General features: G+C 30.0%; 21 protein-coding genes and 1 pseudogene. 18 read left to right on the top strand and 4 right to left on the bottom strand.

The genetic code is table 11. From position 1 onward, the window contains the following. Window positions 1-55: 55 nt before the first annotated feature. The 10 genes and pseudogenes from CQA76_RS04240 (at window position 56) to CQA76_RS04285 (ending at window position 10,826) form a co-directional block, all read left to right on the top strand. Window positions 56-301, top strand: a complete 246-nt coding sequence (locus tag CQA76_RS04240; protein WP_137622207.1) for an RNA-binding S4 domain-containing protein — start codon at window positions 56-58, stop codon at window positions 299-301. Then, on the top strand, window positions 298-702 hold the full coding sequence (gene tsaE, locus CQA76_RS04245) for a tRNA (adenosine(37)-N6)-threonylcarbamoyltransferase complex ATPase subunit type 1 TsaE (RefSeq protein ID WP_137622208.1): 405 nt from the start codon (window positions 298-300) through the stop codon (window positions 700-702). The genes CQA76_RS04240 and tsaE overlap by 4 nt, the downstream gene beginning before the upstream one ends. After that, window positions 699-1,427 carry an LPS export ABC transporter ATP-binding protein gene (lptB, locus tag CQA76_RS04250; RefSeq protein WP_137622209.1) on the top strand — a complete coding sequence of 243 codons (729 nt, stop codon included), beginning with the start codon at window positions 699-701 and terminating at the stop codon, window positions 1,425-1,427. Before tsaE ends, lptB begins: the two co-directional genes overlap by 4 nt. After that, window positions 1,427-2,677, top strand: a complete 1,251-nt coding sequence (locus CQA76_RS04255; RefSeq protein ID WP_137622210.1) for an RNA polymerase factor sigma-54 — start codon at window positions 1,427-1,429, stop codon at window positions 2,675-2,677. The genes lptB and CQA76_RS04255 overlap by 1 nt, the downstream gene beginning before the upstream one ends. A gap of 141 nt (window positions 2,678-2,818) precedes the next feature. Next, entirely contained in the window at window positions 2,819-4,354 is a 1,536-nt protein-coding gene (locus CQA76_RS04260) for an anaerobic C4-dicarboxylate transporter (RefSeq protein ID WP_137622211.1), read from the top strand. Between the two features lie 90 nt (window positions 4,355-4,444). Then, a pseudogene (kdpF, locus tag CQA76_RS04265) lies at window positions 4,445-4,522 on the top strand (K(+)-transporting ATPase subunit F); the annotation flags it as partial. A 9-nt stretch (window positions 4,523-4,531) separates the two neighbouring features. Then, window positions 4,532-6,223: a potassium-transporting ATPase subunit KdpA gene (kdpA, locus tag CQA76_RS04270; protein ID WP_137622212.1), complete on the top strand. Its 1,692-nt coding sequence runs from the start codon at window positions 4,532-4,534 to the stop codon at window positions 6,221-6,223. 13 nt (window positions 6,224-6,236) lie between these two features. After that, complete coding sequence (gene kdpB / locus CQA76_RS04275; RefSeq protein WP_137622213.1) at window positions 6,237-8,282, top strand: potassium-transporting ATPase subunit KdpB; 2,046 nt, start codon at window positions 6,237-6,239, stop codon at window positions 8,280-8,282. Window positions 8,283-8,284: 2 nt separating this feature from the next. Beyond that, complete coding sequence (locus CQA76_RS04280; protein ID WP_137622214.1) at window positions 8,285-8,926, top strand: potassium-transporting ATPase subunit C; 642 nt, start codon at window positions 8,285-8,287, stop codon at window positions 8,924-8,926. After that, complete coding sequence (locus CQA76_RS04285; RefSeq protein ID WP_137622215.1) at window positions 8,895-10,826, top strand: sensor histidine kinase; 1,932 nt, start codon at window positions 8,895-8,897, stop codon at window positions 10,824-10,826. The genes CQA76_RS04280 and CQA76_RS04285 overlap by 32 nt, the downstream gene beginning before the upstream one ends. Here the strand turns inward: CQA76_RS04285 and uvrB are convergent. Continuing rightward, window positions 10,821-12,794: an excinuclease ABC subunit UvrB gene (uvrB, locus tag CQA76_RS04290; protein ID WP_137622216.1), complete on the bottom strand. Its 1,974-nt coding sequence runs from the start codon at window positions 12,792-12,794 to the stop codon at window positions 10,821-10,823. The two genes, CQA76_RS04285 and uvrB, sit on opposite strands and share 6 nt — an antisense overlap. A 149-nt stretch (window positions 12,795-12,943) precedes the next feature. Between uvrB and CQA76_RS04295 the strand changes: the two genes are divergently transcribed. The 5 genes from CQA76_RS04295 to ispG all read left to right on the top strand — a co-directional run bounded on the left by CQA76_RS04295 (window position 12,944) and on the right by ispG (window position 16,844). Further along, entirely contained in the window at window positions 12,944-13,174 is a 231-nt protein-coding gene (locus tag CQA76_RS04295; RefSeq protein WP_002776426.1) for a hypothetical protein, read from the top strand. Further along, entirely contained in the window at window positions 13,164-13,409 is a 246-nt protein-coding gene (locus CQA76_RS04300) for a hypothetical protein (RefSeq protein ID WP_137622217.1), read from the top strand. Before CQA76_RS04295 ends, CQA76_RS04300 begins: the two co-directional genes overlap by 11 nt. Next, the gene (locus CQA76_RS04305; protein WP_137622218.1) at window positions 13,406-13,852 is read left to right on the top strand and encodes a type II secretion system protein; all 447 of its coding nucleotides are present in this window, start codon (window positions 13,406-13,408) and stop codon (window positions 13,850-13,852) included. Before CQA76_RS04300 ends, CQA76_RS04305 begins: the two co-directional genes overlap by 4 nt. Then, the gene (locus CQA76_RS04310) at window positions 13,849-15,687 is read left to right on the top strand and encodes a primosomal protein N' (RefSeq protein ID WP_137622219.1); all 1,839 of its coding nucleotides are present in this window, start codon (window positions 13,849-13,851) and stop codon (window positions 15,685-15,687) included. Before CQA76_RS04305 ends, CQA76_RS04310 begins: the two co-directional genes overlap by 4 nt. Before the next feature lie 83 nt (window positions 15,688-15,770). Then, entirely contained in the window at window positions 15,771-16,844 is a 1,074-nt protein-coding gene (ispG, locus tag CQA76_RS04315) for a flavodoxin-dependent (E)-4-hydroxy-3-methylbut-2-enyl-diphosphate synthase (RefSeq protein ID WP_137622220.1), read from the top strand. 28 nt (window positions 16,845-16,872) lie between these two features. Here the strand turns inward: ispG and flgH are convergent, their stop codons facing one another. Further along, window positions 16,873-17,571 (bottom strand): flagellar basal body L-ring protein FlgH, encoded by a 699-nt coding sequence (gene flgH, locus CQA76_RS04320; RefSeq protein ID WP_137622221.1) that lies wholly within the window; start codon window positions 17,569-17,571, stop codon window positions 16,873-16,875. A gap of 105 nt (window positions 17,572-17,676) precedes the next feature. On the opposite strand from flgH, the gene pta reads away from it, so the two are divergent. From pta to CQA76_RS04335, 3 genes are read left to right on the top strand one after another with little or no spacing between them, the layout of a single operon-like run. Beyond that, entirely contained in the window at window positions 17,677-19,179 is a 1,503-nt protein-coding gene (gene pta / locus CQA76_RS04325; RefSeq protein ID WP_137622222.1) for a phosphate acetyltransferase, read from the top strand. Between the two features lie 18 nt (window positions 19,180-19,197). Then, the gene (locus tag CQA76_RS04330) at window positions 19,198-20,382 is read left to right on the top strand and encodes an acetate/propionate family kinase (RefSeq protein WP_137622223.1); all 1,185 of its coding nucleotides are present in this window, start codon (window positions 19,198-19,200) and stop codon (window positions 20,380-20,382) included. A gap of 25 nt (window positions 20,383-20,407) precedes the next feature. Further along, on the top strand, window positions 20,408-20,899 hold the full coding sequence (locus tag CQA76_RS04335; RefSeq protein WP_137622224.1) for a hypothetical protein: 492 nt from the start codon (window positions 20,408-20,410) through the stop codon (window positions 20,897-20,899). Here CQA76_RS04335 and CQA76_RS04340 read toward each other — a convergent pair. Continuing rightward, the gene (locus tag CQA76_RS04340; RefSeq protein ID WP_137622225.1) at window positions 20,887-21,771 is read right to left on the bottom strand and encodes a hypothetical protein; all 885 of its coding nucleotides are present in this window, start codon (window positions 21,769-21,771) and stop codon (window positions 20,887-20,889) included. The genes CQA76_RS04335 and CQA76_RS04340 overlap by 13 nt on opposite strands. Beyond that, window positions 21,771-22,697, bottom strand: a complete 927-nt coding sequence (gene rsmH / locus CQA76_RS04345; RefSeq protein WP_137622226.1) for a 16S rRNA (cytosine(1402)-N(4))-methyltransferase RsmH — start codon at window positions 22,695-22,697, stop codon at window positions 21,771-21,773. The genes CQA76_RS04340 and rsmH overlap by 1 nt, the downstream gene beginning before the upstream one ends. Window positions 22,698-22,812: the final 115 nt, after the last annotated feature.

The following is a 22,812-nucleotide window of genomic DNA, read 5'->3' on the forward strand; positions in this document are numbered from 1 at the left end:
AATATAAGCAAAATATGTTCCAAAATTTGATTTTTTTTGCTAAAATTCATTCTTGATGAGAGTAGATAAATTTTTAAATGTAGTAAATATCACTAAAAGAAGAGCAATTTCTGAAGATATGTGTAAAAGTGGAGTGGTAAGAATCAATAACAAAGTGGTTAAAGCGAGCAAAGAAGTGAAAATAGGAGATATCATTAGTTTGCATTTTATACAATATACTCAAGAATATAAAGTTTTAGCTATACCTACCACCAAAAGCATTCCTAAAAATACTCAAAGTCAATATGTGGAAAAATTATGAAAGAAATGATTTTAACTCAAAATGAATTGGATAAATTGTTAATCAATCTACCAAGAAATGGAGTGGTTTTATTGCAAGGAGATTTAGCTAGTGGTAAAACTAGCTTAGTTCAAGCTTGGGTTAAATTTCTAAATTTAAGCGATCAGGTTACTTCTCCAACTTTTTCTATTATGCAAAAATACCAAAATGAAAATATTTGTGTGTATCATTATGATATCTATCAGCAGGGCTTAGATGGGCTTTTAAAGAATGGCTTGTTTGATAATTTATTTGAAGAAGGTTTGCATTTGGTGGAATGGGGAGATGATGGGTTAAAAGAAAAATTATTGCAATTTGGAATTTTAACTACAATTGTTAAAATTAGCATAGAGAAAAATAAAAGAAAGTATGAAATTTTATGAGTAAATTAGAAATAATCAATTTAGAAAAAATTATCAAAAAAACTAAAATTATACATGATATATCCTTAGAGTTAAATAGTGGAGAGATCGTTGGACTTTTAGGGCCAAATGGAGCTGGAAAAACTACTACTTTTTATATGATATGCGGATTGATTTCTCCAAGTAGCGGAAGGGTGCTTCTTGATGGTTTGGATATTACTAAGGAGCCATTAAATAAGCGTGCAAGAGAAGGGATAGGATATTTACCACAAGAAAGTAGTATTTTTAAAGATTTAAGCGTTGAAGAGAATTTGCTTTTAGCGGCACAAATTTTTTATAAAGATAAAAAATTATTAAATGAAAAAGTAGAGCAAATGCTTGAACTCTTAAGTATAGAACCGATTCGCTTAAGAAAGGGTTTGAGTTTAAGTGGTGGAGAAAGAAGGCGTTGTGAGTTAGCAAGAAGTTTGATGTGTGAGCCTAAATTTTTACTTCTTGATGAGCCATTTGCGGGGGTTGATCCTATAGCGGTTTCTGAAATCCAAACTTTAATTAAAGAACTTAAAAAGCTAAATATAGGGGTTTTGATTACCGATCATAATGTACGCGAGACTTTAGCCATTTGTGATAGAGCTTATGTGATTCGTTCTGGATCTTTATTGGCAAGTGGAAATGCTGAAGAAATTGCAAACAATAAAGATGTGAAAAAATATTATTTAGGAGCGGAGTTTAAACTCCTAGATTAATGTTAAAGCAAAAGATTACTCAAAGCACAAAAACAAAAATTTCCCAAACTTTGCGTTCTTGGCTTCCTATTTTGCAAGCAAATATAGAAGATTTAAAAGAGAATTTGGATAAATTTGCAGAAGAAAATCCTTTTTTAAATGTTCAAGATGCGATTAAAACCTCTGAAAAAGGAAAGAGTTATTTTGATTCTTTTTATAAAAATAATACTAATTCTGCAATAGTTGAAAGTATGGGAATTGGTAAAAAAAGTGTTTATGAAATTTTAAACGAGCAAATCATCCCTCCGCTTTTTCCTACAAAAAAATCTCAAGATATTGCAAATAAAATCATAGAATGTTTAAATCACGAAGGATATTTTGAGTATGATCAAGATATTATGCAAGATGTGGATGAAAAAGATCTTGAAAATATAAGAATGCGTTTTAAATTTTTAGATCCTATAGGGGTAGGTGCTAAAGACTACAAAGAAGCTTTTTTATTTGCACTTGATAATGAAAATCTTGACGAAGAACTCTATGATTTTTGTAAAATGCTTGTATTAGATTTTGAAAATATTCAAAACTATACAAAAGAAAAATTATACACTCAAGCAATTTCTGTCATAAAAAAATTTAGCATTCCTCCATTTTTGGAATATTTTGAAGACTCTCAAGTTATCATTCCAGATATTTTTATTTTTCGCGAAAATGATGAAATTAAAGTAAAAATTAATGATGAATATTATCCTGAAATTTCCATTGAAACTGATGGGCTAGATCATGAATACTTAACTCACTATATCAAAGAGGCTAAAAATTTAGTTGATGCTTTGGCTATGAGAAAAGCGACTTTATATAAAATTGGATTGATGATAGTAGAACACCAGTACGATTTTTTTGTGGGTAAAGATATTAAACCCATGACTTTAAAAGATATTGCCGAGGATTTAGATCGTAATGCTTCTACTATATCAAGAGCCATTGCAAATAAATATTTAAGTTGCGAAAGAGGGCTTATTCCTTTGAAAGATTTTTTTGCTTTTGCACTCGATGAAGAAGGAGAAACTTCTAATGCAAGTGTTAAAGATTTTATTGTTAATTTAATTAAGAATGAAAATCGTTTAAAACCTTTAAGTGATAGTAAAATTTTAAAACTTATACAAGATGAATTTAAAGTCGATATAGGGCGTCGCACGGTTACTAAATATAGAAAACGCTTAAATATTGCAAGTTCTACAGATAGAAAAAAACTTTATGAGCTTGAGGGATAAATTTATCTTTAATAACTAACTAAATTTTCTTTAAATAAAAATATTTAATTTTTATTTATATTATTTAATAAATGTTATCTTTTCTTTTTAAATTATGGTACAATGGATAAATTATTTTTTATAATTTAAAAAGGAATTAAAATGGATTTTTTAACAAATCTTAGCGAAGGATGGCAGTTTTTTATTCAAATTGTAGTTGTACTTATCTGTCTTTTTTATGGTGCTAAAAAAGGAGGTATAGCTCTTGGGTTATTAGGTGGAATAGGCATTTTGATGCTAGTTTTTGTTTTTCATATCCAGCCAGGAAAACCCGCGATTGATGTTATGCTTACTATTTTAGCTGTAGTTGTTGCTAGTGCGACTTTGCAAGCAAGTGGTGGTTTGGATGTTATGCTTCAAATTGCTGAAAGAATTTTAAGAAAAAATCCTAAATTTTTGACTATTTTAGCTCCTTTTGTTACGTGTTTTTTAACTATGCTTTGTGGGACTGGGCATGTTGTTTATACTATAATGCCTATCATTTATGATATTGCCATTAAAAATGGTATTCGTCCAGAACGCCCTATGGCAGCAGCTTCTATATCTTCACAAATGGGAATTATTGCAAGTCCTGTTTCTGTAGCAGTTGTAAGTTTAACAGCCTTGCTTTTAAATACTTCTCATAAATTGGCCGGTTTTGATGGTTATATTAATTTACTTCAAATCACTATACCTAGTACTTTTGCAGGTGTTTTATGCGTGGGGATTTTTTCTTGGTTTAGAGGTAAGGATTTGGATAAAGATGAGGTTTTTCAAGAAAAATTAAAAGATTTGGAATTTAAAAAATATGTTTATGGAGAATCCAAGACGCTTTTAGGTGTTAAATTGGCAAAAAGCAATTGGATTGCAATGTGGATTTTTATAGCTGCAATTTTTTCAGTAGCTATTATTGGAATATTTGATGATTTAAAACCCAATTGGGGTCAAAAAATGGTATATCAAGCACACATTGATAATACGGTAGAATGGACTTTAAGCGGGGGAAATAAGGCTACAGTCGATCTTAAAAAATTAACTTCAAATATAAAAGATCATTCAAATGAGATTATAGCCGTTCCTCAAAAAGACAAGCTTGGAAATCCAAGTTATAATTATATTTCTATGGTATCCATTATTCAAATGTTTATGCTTTTAGCAGGTGCTTTGATTATTATTTTTGCAAAAACAGATGTAAAAAAGATAAGTTCTAATGAAATTTTTAAGTCAGGCATGGTAGCTCTTGTGGCAGTTTTTGGAATTTCTTGGATGGCTGATACAATGTTTGCAGTTCATACTCCTATGATGAAAGCTTTATTTGGAGACATAGTTAAAGAATATCCTTGGACTTACGCTTTAATGCTTCTTTTAATTTCTAAATTTGTTAATTCTCAAGCGGCAGCCATCTCTGCTTTTGTTCCTTTATCTTTGGGTATTGGTGTTGAACCAAGTGTGATCATAGCTTTTGCAGCTGCTTGTTATGGGTATTATATTTTGCCAACTTATCCAAGCGATTTGGCTACTATACAATTTGATCGATCAGGAACTACTCGCATTGGTAAATTTGTGATCAATCATAGTTTTATTTTACCTGGACTTATTGGCGTAATAACTTCTTGTGTAGCGGGTTATTTTATTGCAATGATGGCAGGATATCTTTAGTTTGAAAATAATAAAGCAAATTATAAGGCTAGCAAGGATAGAATTAAAACCCTTTATTGTAAATGATTTTTATTGAATAGGATTTTATGAATGATCTTTTTATTGATTTTAAGTTTATCGCTTGCTTGCTATCTTTTTTATGCACTTTTATATCCTGAAAAATTCTAAAGGAATAATATGTTAGAAATTGTAATAGTACTTCTTATAGCTTTTGGTTTATCCTTAATTTTTGGACGATATTTATATAAAATTGCTAATTTTAAAAAAACTATTTTTGATTTTATTTTTAATCCTATAGATACTTTCATTTATAAAATTTGCGCTATCGATAGAAAAAATATGACTTGGAAACAGTATTCTTTTCATTTGTGTATTTTTAATCTTTTGGTGGCTATTTTTTCTTTCATTATTTTTTTATTACAAGATAGATTTTTTTTAAATCCTAACTCTATCAAATCAATGCCCATAGATTTGAGTTTAAATACCGCTATTAGTTTTATTACTAATACTAATTTACAGCATTATAGCGGGGAAAATGCTTTAAGTTTATTTTCTCAAAGCACAGGAATTTTGCTTGCTATGTTTGTTTCTGGTGTGAGTGGATATTGTGCTTGTATGGCTTTTTGCAGGGCATTTTGTGGTATGCAAATGGGAAATTATTATGAGGATTTTACTCGCATGATGACGCGTTTAATACTTCCTTTGAGTTTTATTATTGCTTTGATTTTTGTTTCACAAGGTGTGGTGCAAAATTATTATCCAAATTTCAATCTAATAACTTTAGAAAATAAAATTCAAACTATAGCCACAGGTCCTGTTGCTGCTATTGAGTCTATTAAACACTTAGGAACCAATGGTGGAGGATTTTTTGGAGCTAATTCAAGTATGCCTTTTGAAAATCCTAATGCCTTAACCAATCTTATACAAATTTTATCCATGATGTTAATTCCTAGTTCTTGTGTTGTAGCCTTTGGATTGATGATTCATTATAGAAAAGAAAAACAAGGTTTTGCTTTGATGGGAAAGCAAGGTGGAGTTATCTTTGGAGCTATGGGTATTATTTTCTTAATTTCTTTAATTATTATCCATTATAGCGAAACTCTTCCAAATCCTAATTTATCTTCTTTAGAACTTAATCAAACTTTGGGAAATTTAGAAGGAAAAGAATTAAGATTTGGAACTAATTCATCCAGTTTATTTAGTGCTGTTACAACGTCTTTTACAACAGGAAGTGTTAATAATATGCATGATAGTTTAAACCCTTTAAGCATAGGAGTTACTATGCTTAATATGATGCTTAACGTTGCTTTTGGTGGCGATGGTGTTGGGCTTATGAATATGATGATCTATGTTATTTTGTGTGTATTTATTTGTGCCTTGATGATAGGAAGAACTCCGGAGTTTTTAGGAAAAAAAATAGAAAGTAGGCAAATGAAACTCATCGCCTTAGCTATTTTGATACATCCTTTATTGATCCTTGTTTTAAGCGTTTTTGGGGTAATTTTTGCAAAAGATAGTATCACAAATCCTAGCTTTCATGGTTTAGCTCAAATTTTATATGAATTTACATCCGCAACTGCAAATAATGGATCTGGGCTTGAGGGACTTAAAGATAATGATTTGTTTTGGAATTTAAGCACAGCTTTTGCAATGTTTTGCGGGCGTTATCTTATTTTGATTATACAATTAGCAATTGCAGGATCATTTTTAAATCAAAAAACCCAAGAAAATAATACAAATACCTTAAAAACAGATACTTTGACTTTTATGTTTGTTTTAATTTGTATCGTTTATATTTTTGCGGCATTAACTTTTTTTCCAGTGCTGACACTTTCTAGTGTGGCTGAATATTTATCTTTATGGCATTAAACAAGGAGAACTAATGTCTAAAAAACAAAATAAACTTATCACAAAAGAAATTTTAAACACCGCAATCAAAGGAGCATTTTTTAAATTTGATCCGCGTTTTATGATCAAAAATCCTACAATGTTTATGGTAGAAATTGGTTTTATTATCACGCTTATTTTAAGTTTTTTTCCTAGTTTATTTGGAGGCGATCATCAAGAAAGAATTTATAATATTTTAATCACCTTAGTTCTTTTTATTACTTTATTGTTTGCAAATTTTGCAGAAAGTATAGCCGAGGGTAGAGGAAAGGCACAGGCGGCCACTTTAAAGCAAAGTAAAAAAGACTTTAAGGCAAGAGTGATTAAAAATGATGGCAGTGAAGAAATGCTAAGTGCTAGTAAATTAAAAATCGGAGACATCGTTCTAGTTAAAGCAGGAGAACTTATACCTAATGATGGAGAGGTTATCGAAGGGGCGGCTAGTGTTGATGAATCAGCAATTACTGGAGAAAGTGCGCCTGTGATGCGTGAAGCAGGGGGTGATTTTTCTTCTGTAACTGGAGGAACAACGGTTTTAACAGATTTTTTAAAAATTAAAATTTTAGTCGGTGCTGGAGAAAGCTTTTTGGATAAAATGATCAATTTAGTCGAAGGAGCTGCGCGTCAAAAAACACCTAATGAAATCGCATTAAATATTCTTTTAATTGTTCTTAGTCTAAGTTTTTTAATCGTTGTGGTTAGTTTGTATCCTTTTATAGAATTTTTAAATGTTAATTTGCCTATTTCTTGGTTAGTTGCTCTACTTGTATGTTTGATTCCTACTACTATTGGAGGACTTCTTTCGGCTATAGGTATAGCAGGAATGGATAGAGTAACTCGTTTTAATGTAATAGCACTTTCTGGAAAAGCCGTGGAGAGTTGTGGTGATGTTGATACCATGATCTTAGATAAAACAGGTACGATCACTTTTGGAAATCGTTTGGCTAATGAATTTTATGAAGTTCAAGGAGTAGATAGGGAGCGATTGATCCATGCTTGTTTATTATCTTCTTTAAAAGATGAAACTCCAGAAGGAAAAAGTATTGTTGCGTTAGCAGGTAAAATGGGATATCAACGCGATCAAGAAGAAATTCAAGAAGTGATCGAATTTAGTGCTCAAAATAGAATGAGTGGGGTTAATTTAAAAGATGGCACTCAAATTCGCAAAGGGGCTTTTGATACGATTAAGGCCTATATTGATGAAATGGGTGGAGAAATTCCAAGTGATTTGGAAGCAAAAGTCATGCAAATTTCAAATCTAGGTGGAACTCCTTTAGTGGTAAGTCAAGATAAGGAAATTTTAGGAGTAATTTATCTAAAAGATACTGTAAAGCCAGGTCTTAAAGAACGATTTGCAAAATTAAGAAAAATGGGCATAAAAACACTTATGTGCACAGGAGACAATCCCTTAACAGCGGCTACAATAGCCAAAGAAGCCGGACTTGATGGTTTTATAGCAGAATGTAAGCCAGAAGATAAAATAGAAGCTATAAAAAAAGAACAAGCTGAAGGTAAAATTGTCGCAATGACAGGAGATGGCACTAATGATGCTCCAGCACTCGCACAAGCTGATGTTGGTATAGCGATGAATTCAGGAACTGCAGCTGCTAAAGAAGCTGCTAATATGATTGATCTTGACTCTAATCCTACAAAAATTTTAGAAATTGTTGAAATAGGCAAAGGTTTATTGATCACTAGAGGAAGTTTGACAACCTTTAGCATGGCTAATGATATTGCTAAGTATTTTGCCATTTTACCAGCTATGTTTAGTGTGGTTTTGCCGCAGATGCAAATTTTAAATATTATGCATTTAGCAACTCCACAAAGTGCTATTTTATCAGCATTGATTTTTAATGCTGTGATTATTCCTTTGCTTATACCTATTGCTATGCGTGGTGTTAAATTTAGACCTATGAAAAGTGAAATGTTACTTTTAAGAAATTTAGGGATTTATGGAATTGGAGGGGTGATCGCTCCTTTTATTGGTATTAAAATCATCGATATTCCTACGGCTTGGCTACTTGGAATTTTAGGAGTTTGATTATGATTAGAACTTTGCTTAGTTTTTTTATCGTTATGCTTGTTTTGTGTTGTGCTATTTATCCTTTTACATTAAATGAGATAGCTAAATTTGTTTTTCCTTATGAGGCGAGTGGAAGTTTAATCGATGAAAATGGACAAGCTACACTTGATGTAAATAAAGCGGTTGGATCAGAGCTTTTAGGTCAAGCTTTTAACAAGCCTTATTTTTTACATGGAAGAAGTTCAGCTGTAAATTATAATACAAGTGATATTAATCAAAGCAGTGTTAATTCAGGTGGTTTTAATTATGCTATGTCTAATCCTGCATTAAAAGAGCGCATGATAAAGGATTTAAATCAATTTTTAAAGCAAAATCCAAATGTTTCAAAAAAGGAAATTCCAATTGATTTATTAAGTGCTTCAGCTTCAGGATTTGATCCGCATATTAGTAAACAAGCAGCATGGGTACAAATTCCTCGTATAGTCAAATTTTCAAAATTAAGTAAAAATCAAGTAGAAAAAATCATTAATAATAGCACGCAAGATAAATTTTTAGGTATTTTTGGCGAGATGAAAGTTAATGTTTTAAAAGCGAATATAGCTATAAATAAGGCCATGAAAAAGAGTAAAAATGCAACGACAAACACCCGAACAAATTCTTAAAAAATTTGAAGTAAAAGCCAAAGAAGAGGAAAAAAATAAATTTGCTAAACTAAAAATATTTTTAGGTTATGCAGCAGGATCTGGAAAAACCTATGCTATGTTAAGCGAGGCTAGAAATTTATTGCAAAATGGAGTCGATGTCGTTTTAGGTTATATAGAACCCCATGATAGACCTGAAACTATGAATTTGACTGAAGGTTTTGAAAGTATTGAAAATCTTGAAATTTCTTATAAAAATATCATTTTGAAAGAATTTGATTTGGATGCTACTTTAAAAAGAAAACCAGCTTTGGTTTTAGTCGATGAGTTAGCACACACAAATGCGAAAGGCCTTAGAAATGAAAAGCGTTTTCAAGATATAGAAGAGTTATTGAAGGCGGGAATCGATGTTTATACTACTTTAAATATCCAGCATTTAGAAAGTTTAAATGATTTGGTGGCAAATATTAGCAAAATAGAAGTTAAAGAAAGAATTCCTGATCGTATTTTTGATGAAGCCGATCAAGTAGAACTCGTAGATATTGAGCCCAATAAGCTTTTAAAAAGGATGCAAGAGGGTAAAATTTATAAAGAAAAACAGGCTAAGTTAGCTTTAGAAAATTTTTTCAGACAAGAAAGATTGATAGCCTTAAGAGAAATTGCTTTAAGAAGACTTGCATCAAGAGTCAATGTAAGAGCAAATGAGCAAAGACTTATCAATGATGATTTAACTTATCATACCGGAGAGCATATTTTAGTTTGTATCAATGAAAGTAATGCTAAGGTTATCAGATCGGCTGCAAGACTTGCAAGTGCTTTTCACGCAAAATTAAGTGCTATTTGTATAAAAAATTCTAACCTTGAGGAAGATAAGCTGTTGAAACAAAATTTAGAACTTGCAAAAAGTTTTGATGCTGAAATTATAAGTATTTATGATGAAGATGTAGCAAATCAAATTGCTGAATATTCAAACATTAGCAATGTTTCTAAAATAGTTTTGGGAAAAAATAAAAATAGAAAAAAATTTAAAGAAGAGATTTTTGAAGCTGTGGCAAATAAAGCTCCTAATATTGACTTATATTTAGTTAATGAAAGTGAGATTAAAACACTTAAAACATCTAAAAAGAGAAATTTTAATTTTTTAAATTTTATTAAAATTAATACAATTTTATTTTTAGCTATAATTATAGCTTTTGTATTTCATAGATTTGATACTCAACCAAGCAATATAGTCATGGTTTTTATTTTAGCTGTCTTTGCTTCTTCTTTTATATCGGATAATAAATTTTATGCATTTTATTCTTCCTTAATAAGCGTTTTAACTTATAATTTTTTCTTCTCAAGTCCTTTTTTTAGTTTTAAAATTTATGATAGTGGAAATATTATCACCTTTGCAACGATGTTTATAGTCGGGTTTTTAACTTCTGTTTTTACAAGAAGATTAAAATTACAATCTAAAGATCTTGCAAAGAGAGCTTATAGAACTGCAATTTTACTTGAAAATAGTGAAAAATTAGCTAGAGTGAAAAGCAAACAAGAGCTTTGGGAGCAGCTTGGAAACCAGGCTTTGAAATTATTAAATTTGCCTATTATTATCTATCCTATGAATAAAAACAATATTTTATCCAAACCTTTATTATTTTTTAACGATGATAAGCAAATGTTGAAAAATTGTTTTAGTGCTGATGAAATTGCTATAGCACAGTGGGTAGCTACAAATCGTGAAAGAGCAGGAGTTTGTACCAATACCTTACCTAATGCTAATGCAATGTATTTACCCATAGAGGATGGAGAAAAGACAAAAGGAGTTATTGGTATAGTTTTAAAAGAAAAGCGTCCTTTGCAAGATTTTGAATATGAAATTTTAAATGCCTTGATTAATGAAGTTGGAGTGAGAACAAGAGATATTTTTTTATTATAAATTTTTCATTTTATTGATCTCATCTCTTATAGCCGCTGCTTTTTCAAATTCAAGAGCTTTTGCTGCTTCTAGCATTTGTTTTCGAAGTTCTTTTATAATTTTAGATCTTTCACTAGCTGGCATTTTTTCGAATTTTTTACCCTTACGGTAAATTTCTCCCAAATCTTCCTCATTTTTTAAACTTTCTTCTATGTGACGTTTAACTGAGGTTGGAGTAATATTGTGTTTTTTGTTATAGGCTTCTTGAAGTTTGCGACGTTCGTTGGTTGTATCCATAGCTTCTTGCATGGATTTTGTGATTTTTTTGCAAAAAAGCAATACTTTTCCATTGACATTTCTTGCAGCCCTTCCCATAGTCTGTATAAGACTTGTTGTACTTCTTAAAAATCCTTCTTTGTCAGCATCCATAATGGCAATGAGTGAAACTTCAGGCAAATCAAGCCCTTCTCTAAGCAAATTGATACCAATTAACATATCAAAAGCACCACTTCTAAGGTTTCTAATGATTTCATTGCGTTCTATCGCATCAATATCTGAATGCATGTATTTTACTTTAATACCAAGCTCTAAATAATACCTTGTAAGTTCTTCGGCTAATTTTTTAGTCAGCACTGTAACTAAGACACGTTCATTTTTATCGATCACTTTTTTAGCTTCGTCAAATAAAATTTCAACTTGATTGTCGCTATCTTTTAATTCTATAAGTGGATCAAGTAAGCCCGTTGGACGCATAATTTGATGAAAAATATTCTCTTTACTTAGTTCAAGCTCTAGGGGTGCTGGGGTAGCTGAAACAAAAAGAAATTGACAATTTTTATGGATAAATTCGTCAAACATTAAAGGACGATTATCAAGGGCTGAAGGCAAACGAAAACCATAATCTACTAAAGTTTGCTTTCTACTTCTATCTCCAGCAAACATTCCGCGAAATTGAGGCAATGAAACATGACTTTCATCAACAATGACAAGAAATTTTCTATCTTTAATCGCAAAATAATCAAATAGAGTATAGGGTGTATCTCCGGCTTTTAATCCTGTTAAATGTCTAGCATAGTTTTCTACGCCTTTACACATACCTGTGCTTGTAAGCATTTCAAGATCAAATTCAACACGTTGTTTTAAACGTTGATGCTCTACGAGCTTATTTTCGAGTTCAAATTGAGCTAAGCGTTCGTTTAATTCTTGCTTGATATCTTTAATAGCTTGTTTTAAACGCATTTCACCGACGCTAAATTGACTTGTAGGATATAAAATAAAGCGTTTTAAATCTTTGCCTTTTTTATTTTCTAAAACATTGTAATGATACATACTGTCTAACTCATCGCCAAAAAATTCAAGCCTTACTACTTCATCCTCATAATAAGCAGGATAAATATCTATAATATCGCCTTGCACGCGAAAATCTGCACGATCAAAAAAATTATCATTTCTTTTATAGCCCATATCTACAAGTTTTTTAAGAAGTTCTTTTTGTGAAATTTGCATACCAAGTTCAAAAATTAAAACCATTCCAATGTATTCATTTGGATTTCCAAGCCCATAGTTAGCCGAAACACTTGCAATGCATACAACATCTTCATAGCTTAAAAGCGAAGCTGTAGCACTAAGTCTTAATCTTTCTAGATCTTCATTGGTGGAGCTATCTTTTTCTATAAAAACATCCGTGCGTGGAATATAGGCTTCTGGTTGATAATAATCATAATAAGAAATAAAATATTCCACATGATTTTTAGAAAAAAAGCCTTTAAATTCGCTATAAAGTTGGGCACACAAGCTTTTATTATGACTCATAATAAGAGTTGGCATTTGAAGTTCTTTGATGACATTAGCCATAGTAAAAGTTTTTCCGCTACCTGTTACACCTAATAAAGTTTGATATTTGTTACCTTTTTTAATACTTTTTACTATGCCTTCTATAGCTTGTTTTTGATCAGGACTTGGTTTAAATTCACTTGTAAGTTCTAACATTAATATTCGCTTTTATAAAATTTCTAATGTTAAAAATTTTAAAAGAAAATACTTTAATTAAAATTAATCCATAAAAATTTATTTTTTTTTGCTACAATTATAGAAATATTTTCTATATTTAAATTTTCAATACAAAGAAGGCGAAAAATATGTTTGATGAAAAAATTATTAACACAATGTCGGATAAAGTTAATGAGCTTATTGAAAAGTATAATGAAGTGTGCGAAGCAAATGAGAATTTAAGAAATGAACTTGTAAGCGTCAAAGCACAAAATGAAGCAAAAAGCAATCAAATTATGCGTCTTGAAGAGGAATTAAAATCTCGCAATATAGAAAGTGAAGATATTTTCAAGAAAATCGAGGCAGTTCTTGGCAAGTGATAATTTAAAACAAGTAATTATCAATGTTTCTGCAAAAGATTTCATTGTTAAATGTAGTGAAGAATTTGCCAACATTTTAGAAGATGATATCGCTTTAATTTCTGGCGGAACAAAAAAAATTGAACTCAAGCGTTTTGTGGATGCTTTTGTGAAAAAAAGTTATGAAAATTATATTTTAGAAAGAGAGCTTAAAAAACTTATAAAAGCTATCAATGAAGAACTCCCAGTAAAATGAAAAGAGCTTTTACCTTGCTCGAACTTGTTTTTGTTGTATTTATCTTAGGGATACTTGCAAGTTTAGCTTTAACCTTCTCAGGTAAAAATAAAGATGAAGCTAAAATTTTAAAATTAAAAATAGATTATGAGATGTTAAGTTCGGCTTTATCGCTTATGCGTACTCAAGCTGAACTTAAAGAAATAAATGGTTTTTTATCTAAGCTTGATAATGCTAAATTCAATACCCCAAAAGAAAAACTTTTTTATTGTGATAATAAACAAGATTGTAGCTATTCTTTGCTTAGTTCTCCTATTTATTCTGATTTTAAATCTTGGATGAAAATTGCATCCAATCAATATAGATTTTTTCTTAATTCAAAAGAATATGTTGATTTTATTTATAATTCTAAAGAAGGTATTTTAGAGTGCATAAATTCAAAATATTGTAAAGATTTACAATGAGATATTATGAAGTGTCAGTCTTTGGGCTATATTTACAAAATTTAATTTTTCATAGTGAAAAGGAAATCCCTGTCTTAAGTGAAGTAATTATAGATGTAAAAATGAAAAAAAATCTTAGAGCCTTAGTAATTAAAGAATGCGAAAAACCAGATTTTCAAACAAAAGCTATTAAAGAGCTTACACCTTTTTCTTTAAGTAAATCTCAATTTGAACTCGCGCAATTTATTTCTTATTATTATGCAGCCAAAATGGGTTTTGTTTTGGGTTTTTTTTCAACAAGTAAAGAGTATAGCTGTAAAAAACTAGAAATTACTAAAGAGCCAAATTTAAGTTTAGAACAACAAAAAGCTTTAGAATTTTTAAACAATCAAACAAGTTCTTTACTTTTTGCAGATACTGGAAGCGGTAAAACTGAAATTTATGTTTCTTTAATCAGGGATTATTTAGAAAAAGGAAAGCAAGTCTTATTTTTAATGCCTGAAATTTCACTCACTTCTCAAATGAAAAAACGTTTGCAAATGTATTTTGAAGACTGTTTTTTTTTATGGCACTCCAAGGTTTCTAAAAAGAAAAAACAAGAATGTTTAGAAAGCTTTAATGAAGGCAAAGCTTTATTGATTGCTGGAGCGAGATCAGCACTTTTTTTGCCTTTTAGAAATTTAGGTTTAATTGTGGTAGATGAAGAGCATGATAATTCTTATAAAGCTTCAAATCAACCCTATTTAAATGTTAGAGATTTGGCGCTTTTTTTAGGAGCTAAATTAAATATTAAAGTCGTTTTAGGATCCGCAACTCCTTCTTTAACGAGTTTTTATAAGCAAAAGGCATTTAGACTTAAAGGAACATTTTTTGAAAGTAAAAAACATTTTTTATATGATGAAAATGAGTTATCATTAAGTCCTATGCTTTTAAATGAAATACAAGCGAGTTTAAATAAACAAAAGCAAGTGATTATTTTTTTACCTACTCGTGCTAATTTTCGTCAAATTTTTTGTAAAAATTGCGGAGAGACGATAAAGTGTCCATTTTGTTCTATTGCTATGAGCTTGCATAAAAATAGAAATTTATTAAAATGCCATTATTGTAATTTTACGAAAAATATCGACCAATCCTGCCCTTCTTGCAAAGGTTTAATGCTAGAAGCTAGAAAGATGGGAACAGCTGAGCTTAAAGAGCTTTTAGAGTCAAAATTTACCCATGCTAAAATAGCAAAGTTTGATAGTGATGAGATTACGAGTGTTAAAAAATTAAATCATATTTTAAAAGAATTCGATGATAAAAAAATTGATATACTTATAGGAACTTCTATGCTTGCTAAAGGACATGATTATCACAATGTAGATTTGAGTGTGATTTTGGGTATTGATGAGTACTTGTTTAGACCGAATTTTAGAGCGAGTGAAGAGACTTTAGCTTTAGCTATGCAAGTCGCAGGTAGGGCAGGGCGTAAAGGAGAAGCTAGAGTGCTTTTGCAAACTAAAAATCGTGCTTTTTTTGAAAAATATATACAAAATTATGATGCTTTTTTGCAAGATGAGCTTGAAAATAGAAAAGGTTTATATCCTCCTTTTAAACGCCTTTTAAGGCTAATCATAGAAGATAAGGATAAACTAAAGGCACAAAATTTATGCGAGTATTTAGCTGAAAAATTAGCAACGATAAAAAATATAGAACTTATTGGATACGGAGCTTGCGGAGTTGAAATGATTAATGCAAGATACCGTTTTCATATCCTTATCCGCAGTGATTCTTATAAGGCTTTAATTGCCATAGAAGAATACGTTTTGCAATTTAAAAATGTCAATGCAGATATTGATCCTATAGATTTTATGTAAATATTAATTTAATCATAAAAATAAACTTTAGTTAAAGCAAAAAAAGTTAAAATTTTAAAAAATAATATTGAAAAAGAGTTTGTATGAAAATAGAGAGATTTAAAACAAAGCAGATTAAAGTAGGAAATGTTTTGATAGGAGGTGATGCGCCTATTTCAGTTCAGTCGATGTTATTTACAAAAACCAGAGATATAGAGGGTTGTTTAGATCAACTCAATCGCCTTTATTTTGCTGGAGCAAATATAGTGCGTTTGGCCTGTTTAGATATAGCTGATTCAAGGGCCTTAAGAGAAATCAAAGCAAAAAGTCCCTTGCCTTTAATAGTTGATATCCATTTTAATCACAACTTGGCTGTATATTGTGCTGAATTTATTGACGGAGTGAGAATTAATCCTGGAAATATTGGCTCTAAAGAAAATATCAAAGAAGTTGTAAAGGCTTGCAAAGAACGTAATATTCCTATACGCATAGGGGTTAATCATGGATCTATAGAAAAACAATTTAGCGATAAATTTGGATATGGCATAGAGGCTATGCTAGAAAGTGCTTTATATAATATCAAGCTTTTAGAAGATTTAGATTTTACAGATATTAAAATTTCAATGAAAACTTCGGACGCTCAAAAAACGATAGAGGCTTATGAAAGATTGCGTCCGCTGTGTGATTATCCATTTCATTTAGGTGTTACAGAAGCAGGAACTAAATTTCATAGCACAGTAAAAAGTTCCATAGCTTTAGGAAATTTACTTCTTAAAGGCATAGGTGATACCATGCGTGTATCTATGACGGGAGAACTTGAAGAAGAAATTCGTGTCGCAAAGGCAATTTTACAAGATAGTGGAGTGCAAAAAAGCGGGGTTAATATTATCTCATGTCCAACTTGCGGAAGGATACAAAGTGATTTGCTTAGTGCAATTAAGATTGTAGAAGAGAAAACCAAACATATTAAAGAACCGATTAATATTAGCGTTATGGGGTGTGTCGTTAATGCTTTAGGTGAAGCTAAAGGGGCAGATGTTGCTATAGCTTTTGGAAAAAATCAAGGGCTTGTTATAAGACATGGCGAAGTTGTTGCTAAGTTAAAAGAAAAAGATTTGGTTGATAGATTTTTATTAGAAGTTGAAGATGAGGTAAAAAGTAGAACAATAAAAGAATAATAAAGCAAGGTGAAAAACCCTGCTTTGATTAAAATGGCCAAATGGCTTCTATTACTTTGCTTCCCCAAGGTTTTCTAGTACTTCTATCCACTTCACCTTCAGTTTTATAAAGAATTTTTGCATCTGCAATATATTTGCTATCTATAGTATTATCTTGTCCGATATCATAAGGACGAATCACTCCGCTTAATTGTATGATTTGTTTTTCCCCATTGATTAAAAGTTCTCTTGAGCCTTCGATAAAATAATTACCATTAGATAAGATTTTAATCACGCGAGTTGAGATGGTTGTATTAAAGCTTTCATTGCGGCTTTGAGATCCTGTTCCTTGATAATTATTTGTGCTATTAGTTTGAAAACCTATATTAGAATAGGCATTAACCTTATTGATTGCACTTGCTACTATCCCAGAACTACCCGTTAAAGCTCCACCGCCTAAATTCGAGGTATTGGTTCTACTTGTAGCTTTATTGGCTTGAGTGCTTTGGGTAGTGCTTTCTTGGATAACCACGGTAACTAAATCATTAACATTCATTGCTTTTTTATCAGAAAATAAGGGATTATCTCCTTTACCAAAAAGCGATCCTGGCGCTGTTTCTATATTGTTGCTTTGTTTGGGAGCAAGTTCTTCCACATAAGCAGGTGGTTTCATAGAAATTTGAGGATCCACTGTAGCAGAACATCCAAAAAATATAAAAGGTAGTGTGTAAAATAAAATTTTTTTCATGAAATCGTCCTTTAAATTATGAATTTTTATTTTTTTTTGTTAAAATAATGCTTATAAAACGAAAAGCAAAGAGTGTTCCACTTTTTTAAAATAAAAGGAGAAATAATGGAAAATCTTTATTTAATAAGATCTAAGAGTGATGATCAAAATATTAAAGTTGGTTTAAAATTGCTAGAATATTATAGTAAAAACTATAAAAATATGGCGATTTATTGCCCAGTAGCTTCTAAGCATGATATTTCTATTTTTCAAGAGTGGCTTAATCAATTTAGCATCAATCAAAACATAGAAAATACCTATAGCTTTGTTGATAAAGATGCTATGGAAGAATTTAATAAAGATTCTAATATTTTTTTTAATACTATTTTAAAAACTTATGAGAAATTAAAAGAAAAATATGAATTTGTTTTAACAATTGGTTTTTCTAAATTTGGTGTATTAGATGCTTTTGGGCTTAATGTTAAAATCGCTAAAAATCTTAACACTCCAATTGTCGCTGATGTTTGCAATGAATATAAAGCGATGGCTCAAAAACATCTTGATAAGCTTTTAAGTGGTAAAAATTATGTTTTAATTGATGAAAATATTGATTTTGATAAAATCGCTCAATTAAAATCTTATGATTTTATAACCCCTTATCGTTTTAAGTATGAAATGATCAAAAAAGGTATTAAAAATAAAAAAACAGTTGTTTTGCCAGAAGGTAATGATGAGAGAATTTTAAAAGCTTGTGATATTTTATTAAAAACTGAAGTTGTTGATCTTATTATTTTAGGAGATGAAAAAGAAATCAAGCAAAATGCAGAAAAATTAATGCTTGATATTAATTCTGCAAAAATGATCAATCCTTATAATTCAGATTTATGCGAAGAATTTGCCATCATGCTTTATGAGGCAAGAAAATCTAAAGGAATGACTCTTGATCAAGCTAAAGAATTAGTAAAAGATAAAACTTATTTTGGAACTTTGCTTGTGCATAGCGGAAAAGCTGACGCTATGGTAAGTGGAGCTTCTACAACTACAGCTGAAACGATTCGTCCTGCACTTCAACTGATTAAAACTCAAGAAGGGGTAAGTTCTGTTTCAGGATTATTTTTCATGGGCTTAGAAGATAAAATGTTGGCTTTTGCAGATTGCGCTGTTAATCCTAATCCAACAGCCGAGCAATTAGCTTCTAGTGCTTATGTTAGCGCTATGACTGCAAAATCTTTCGGATTAGATCCTAAGGTTGCTTTACTTTCTTATTCTAGTGGGGATAGTGGAAAGGGAGAAAGCGTGGATCTTGTGAAAGAAGCCCTTAAAATAGCTAAGGAAAAATATCCAGAATTAAACATAGATGGTCCTATGCAATTTGACTGTGCTTATGATCCTAAAACAGCAGCTTCAAAAATGCCAGAGTCTAAAATAGCAGGACAAATTAATGTTTTTGTATTTCCAGATCTTGATGCTGCAAATATTGGCTATAAAGCTGTGCAAAGAACAGCCGATGCTTTGGCAATCGGTCCTATTTTGCAAGGCCTTAAAAAGCCAGTAAATGATTTAAGTCGTGGATGTTTGGTTGATGATATTGTAGATACTGTCATTTTAAGTGCTGTACAAGCTCAATAATTTTAATAAAGGATAAAAATGAAAGTTTTAGTTTTAAATTCAGGTTCATCATCTATAAAATTTAAATTTTTTGATGATAAAGTAGTTAAGGCAAGTGGTTTGATTGAAAAAATCGGTGAAGAAACTTCTAAAGTGGTTCTAAAAAATACTTTAAGCGATGAGAAATTCGAGAGAGATGTCGCTATAAAAGATCATGAACATGGCTTACAAGTTTTAAATGAGCTTTTTAAAGAATCAGGAATTTTAGAAGATCTTAAAGTTCTTGATGGTTGTGGTCACCGTATTGTCCATGGAGGAAAAACTTTAACAAAACATTGTTTAATAGATGATCAAGTACTTAGTGAAATCGATAGAGTAAGTGTTTTCGCACCTTTACACAATCCAGCTCATTTAGCCGGTATAAAAACAATGATCAAAGCTGCGCCAAATGTACCAAATGTTGCAGTTTTTGATACAGCTTTTCATCAAACAATGCCTGATTATGCTTATATGTATGCTTTACCTTATGAATTTTATGATAAAGATGGTATAAGAAGATATGGTTTTCATGGAACTTCTCACGCTTATGTTAGTTCAAAAGCTGCTAATTTGTTGGAAAAAAATAGCGTAAATATTATTTCAGCTCATCTTGGGAATGGAGCAAGTGTTTGTGCTGTAGAAAACGGAAAAAGCGTGGATACCTCTATGGGATTTACTCCACTTGAAGGTCTTGTTATGGGAACTCGTTGCGGAGATATGGATCCTGCTATTATACCTTTTATCAGCAAAGCAAGAGGTTTAAGTATAGATGAGATTGATAATTTGATGAATAAAAAAAGCGGGGTGTATGGAATTTGCGGTTATAATGATTTTAGGGATATTGAATCACGAGTTGAAAAAGGAGAAGATAAAGCACGCTTAGCTTTTGATATGTTTTGCTATCGTTTAGTAAAATATATAGGAGCTTATCTTGCTGTGTTACCAGGAACTGATGGTATTATTTTCACAGGAGGAATAGGTGAAAATTCTTCTTTAGTAAGACAAAAAGTTTGTGAAAAATTAACTCATCTTGGCATAGAGCTTGATTTAAATTTAAATAGCCAAAGAATGTCTACTGAGAGAATAGTAAGTACTGCTAATTCTAAAATAAAAGTATGTATTATTCCTACGGATGAAGAATTTGAAATTGCAAGAGTTACGGAAGAACTTGTAAATAAAGGCTAAAAGCTTTTATTTACATTTTTAAAGCATGAAAAAATTTAAAGAATTTAGTCTTAATTTTCTTTTTAAAATATCGGATCAACCTGTTCTTTTGCGTGATTTACTTGAAGCTAATGCTTTATTTAATGATGGAATGCTTGTTGATCCTTCTAAACTTAATTTTAATTTTAGAATTTTCAATTGCTATATGTATTTTAGCATTCTTTGTGTGTTTATTTTATTACCTTTACTGCTTGTTACGCATTATTTTCTTACGCGTCTTGATTTTCATATAAGTATAGTTAGTGCCGTTGCTGTAACAGCTTGTGTTTTTATAGGATATGATATTTTTAAAATTTATATCCGAAAGATAGTTTCTAAGAAGTTAATTGAAAAAGCATGGAATTTGCATTTTCCCTACTTTGCATACGAAAAGTATTCTTTTATAGCGAGTGATCTTTATAAAGAAGCTTTAAAAGATGATAATTTAAAGAAGAATCTAGAAAAGTATGTTTTAGAAAAAATTATTCAATCCAAATAATCAAGAATTTGATTTTGGAAACGCATGTTTTCCAATCTTCTTTTTAAATCTTTACTTTCTTCATTAAGTACATTTTCTTCTGTTTTTAAGGTTGCAATTTCACGACTTAAATAATAAATTTGATTTCTTATATAAATTTGCGGTGCAAACAAGAATAAGATAAAACTGACAAATAAAATAGTAAAAAGCAAGTGATTGAAATTTAAATTTCTATCTTCTTTTGTTGCATCTTTAAATCCTTCTAAAAGTATATTTTTAGTCTTTTGAGTATCTTCATTATAATAAGTTTTTGGCTGATTAGAAATTGTGGATATATTGTTTTGTTTTATGGTTACTTTTTTTTGTAAATTTTCTAAACTTTGCTTAATATCAGTTTGGGGTGTTTTAGAATTTTTATTATTAATTTTAATATTTTCTTTTTTTAAAGAATCAGTATTAATTTTTTCGCTTGAATTTGTAGTTTTTATTTTGAAATCTTGTTGGATTTTCTTTTGACTTAATTCATTTTCAGTTTTTTTTAAGATATTTAATTTTTTACTAGGCTTTTTAGTGTGTAAATTTTTCTTTTTTTCTTTTAACTTGGAAAAGATTTTTTTAGCTAAAGATTGTTTTTCTTCTAATTTTACATTAATTAAATCTTCTTTTAAATAAATATTGGATTTTTTGGAATTTTTTATTTCATATTGTTCATCAATTTGTTCAAATAAATTCTTTGGCTTTTTATTAAGGCGTCTTTTGAAAATATCATTGCTAGAAATTATCTCATTTTTTAATTCATCGTCTAAAGGTTTCCCTTGACTAATAGCACGAGAAAAGTTAAGCATTTTTTGTCGTATGTTTTGTTTTTCTTTTAAAAAATCATCTTCTAACATTATTTTTCCATATTTTTAAAATGAAATAAACGCATTTTTGCACAGCTTGATCTAGGATTTTGAGAAATTTCAATTTTACTAGGAGTGATAACTTTTTTATTTAAAATTTCTCCCAAAGCGTTATTATTTCCGCATTCACAACGTAAAATTCTCTCATCGCATATGCAATTTTTTGCCCATTTTTTAAAATAAGTTTTTACAATCCTATCTTCTAAAGAATGAAAACAAATTATAGCTAAAATGCAATCTTTTAATTTTATTTTTTCTAATTTTTCTAAAAAATTTTTTAAAACTTCAAGTTCTTGATTTACTTCGATTCTAATAGCTTGAAAAACTAAGGTTGCTTTAGATACTTTTCTATGTTTTTGTTTTGCCGTACCTATGATATTTTGCAATTCTTTTGCACTTTTTATTGGATTTTTTATTCTTGTTTGACAGATTTTTTCGGCAATAAAATTTGCATCGTTTAATTCTCCATATTTTTCAAAAATAAAAGCAAGTTGATCGCATGTATAGGAATTTACTATATCAAAAGCTGAAGTTTTTATTTTTTGATCCATCCGCATATCTAAAAAGTCAGAATTAAGATTAAAACCACGATTATTGTTATCAAGTTGATAAGAAGAAACTCCTATATCAGCCAAAATTCCTTTTAAGTTTTCATATGGAATTTTATCAAAAATTTGACTAAAATTGGATGATAAAAATTGAGTTCTGTTTTTAAATTTTTCGAGACGTTTTTTAGAAAATTCTAGAGCTTCTTCATCTTGATCGCAAGCTATGAGTTTTATATTAGGATGATTTTCAAGTATAGATTCGCTATGTCCTCCAAAACCTAAAGTACAATCTAAAAAATAGCCTGTATTTAGACTTTTAAACACCTTATTAACTTCGTTAAGTAAAACTGGAATATGTGGAATCTCCAATATTGCATCCTAAAATATTAATGTTTTGTAAAACTATATCAAATTATAACTAATTTTGATTTGAAATTAAATATTTTGATTTATTTTTTATTCGGATTTTCTTATAATTAAACTC

The organism is Campylobacter aviculae (assembly GCF_005406215.1).
In the GTDB taxonomy this organism is placed as follows: domain Bacteria; phylum Campylobacterota; class Campylobacteria; order Campylobacterales; family Campylobacteraceae; genus Campylobacter_D; species Campylobacter_D aviculae.

Bases quoted from the DNA above. Each gene is read 5' to 3' on its own strand.
- CQA76_RS04240 (WP_137622207.1), top strand. From the start codon at position 56: ATGAGAGTAGATAAATTTTTAAATGTAGTAAATATCACTAAAAGAAGA.
- tsaE (WP_137622208.1), top strand. From the start codon at position 298: ATGAAAGAAATGATTTTAACTCAAAATGAATTGGATAAATTGTTAATC.
- lptB (WP_137622209.1), top strand. From the start codon at position 699: ATGAGTAAATTAGAAATAATCAATTTAGAAAAAATTATCAAAAAAACT.
- CQA76_RS04255 (WP_137622210.1), top strand. From the start codon at position 1,427: ATGTTAAAGCAAAAGATTACTCAAAGCACAAAAACAAAAATTTCCCAA.
- CQA76_RS04260 (WP_137622211.1), top strand. From the start codon at position 2,819: ATGGATTTTTTAACAAATCTTAGCGAAGGATGGCAGTTTTTTATTCAA.
- kdpA (WP_137622212.1), top strand. From the start codon at position 4,532: ATGTTAGAAATTGTAATAGTACTTCTTATAGCTTTTGGTTTATCCTTA.
- kdpB (WP_137622213.1), top strand. From the start codon at position 6,237: ATGTCTAAAAAACAAAATAAACTTATCACAAAAGAAATTTTAAACACC.
- CQA76_RS04280 (WP_137622214.1), top strand. From the start codon at position 8,285: ATGATTAGAACTTTGCTTAGTTTTTTTATCGTTATGCTTGTTTTGTGT.
- CQA76_RS04285 (WP_137622215.1), top strand. From the start codon at position 8,895: ATGCAACGACAAACACCCGAACAAATTCTTAAAAAATTTGAAGTAAAA.
- uvrB (WP_137622216.1), bottom strand. From the start codon at position 12,794: ATGTTAGAACTTACAAGTGAATTTAAACCAAGTCCTGATCAAAAACAA.
- CQA76_RS04295 (WP_002776426.1), top strand. From the start codon at position 12,944: ATGTTTGATGAAAAAATTATTAACACAATGTCGGATAAAGTTAATGAG.
- CQA76_RS04305 (WP_137622218.1), top strand. From the start codon at position 13,406: ATGAAAAGAGCTTTTACCTTGCTCGAACTTGTTTTTGTTGTATTTATC.
- CQA76_RS04310 (WP_137622219.1), top strand. From the start codon at position 13,849: ATGAGATATTATGAAGTGTCAGTCTTTGGGCTATATTTACAAAATTTA.
- ispG (WP_137622220.1), top strand. From the start codon at position 15,771: ATGAAAATAGAGAGATTTAAAACAAAGCAGATTAAAGTAGGAAATGTT.
- flgH (WP_137622221.1), bottom strand. From the start codon at position 17,571: ATGAAAAAAATTTTATTTTACACACTACCTTTTATATTTTTTGGATGT.
- pta (WP_137622222.1), top strand. From the start codon at position 17,677: ATGGAAAATCTTTATTTAATAAGATCTAAGAGTGATGATCAAAATATT.
- CQA76_RS04330 (WP_137622223.1), top strand. From the start codon at position 19,198: ATGAAAGTTTTAGTTTTAAATTCAGGTTCATCATCTATAAAATTTAAA.
- CQA76_RS04335 (WP_137622224.1), top strand. From the start codon at position 20,408: ATGAAAAAATTTAAAGAATTTAGTCTTAATTTTCTTTTTAAAATATCG.
- CQA76_RS04340 (WP_137622225.1), bottom strand. From the start codon at position 21,771: ATGTTAGAAGATGATTTTTTAAAAGAAAAACAAAACATACGACAAAAA.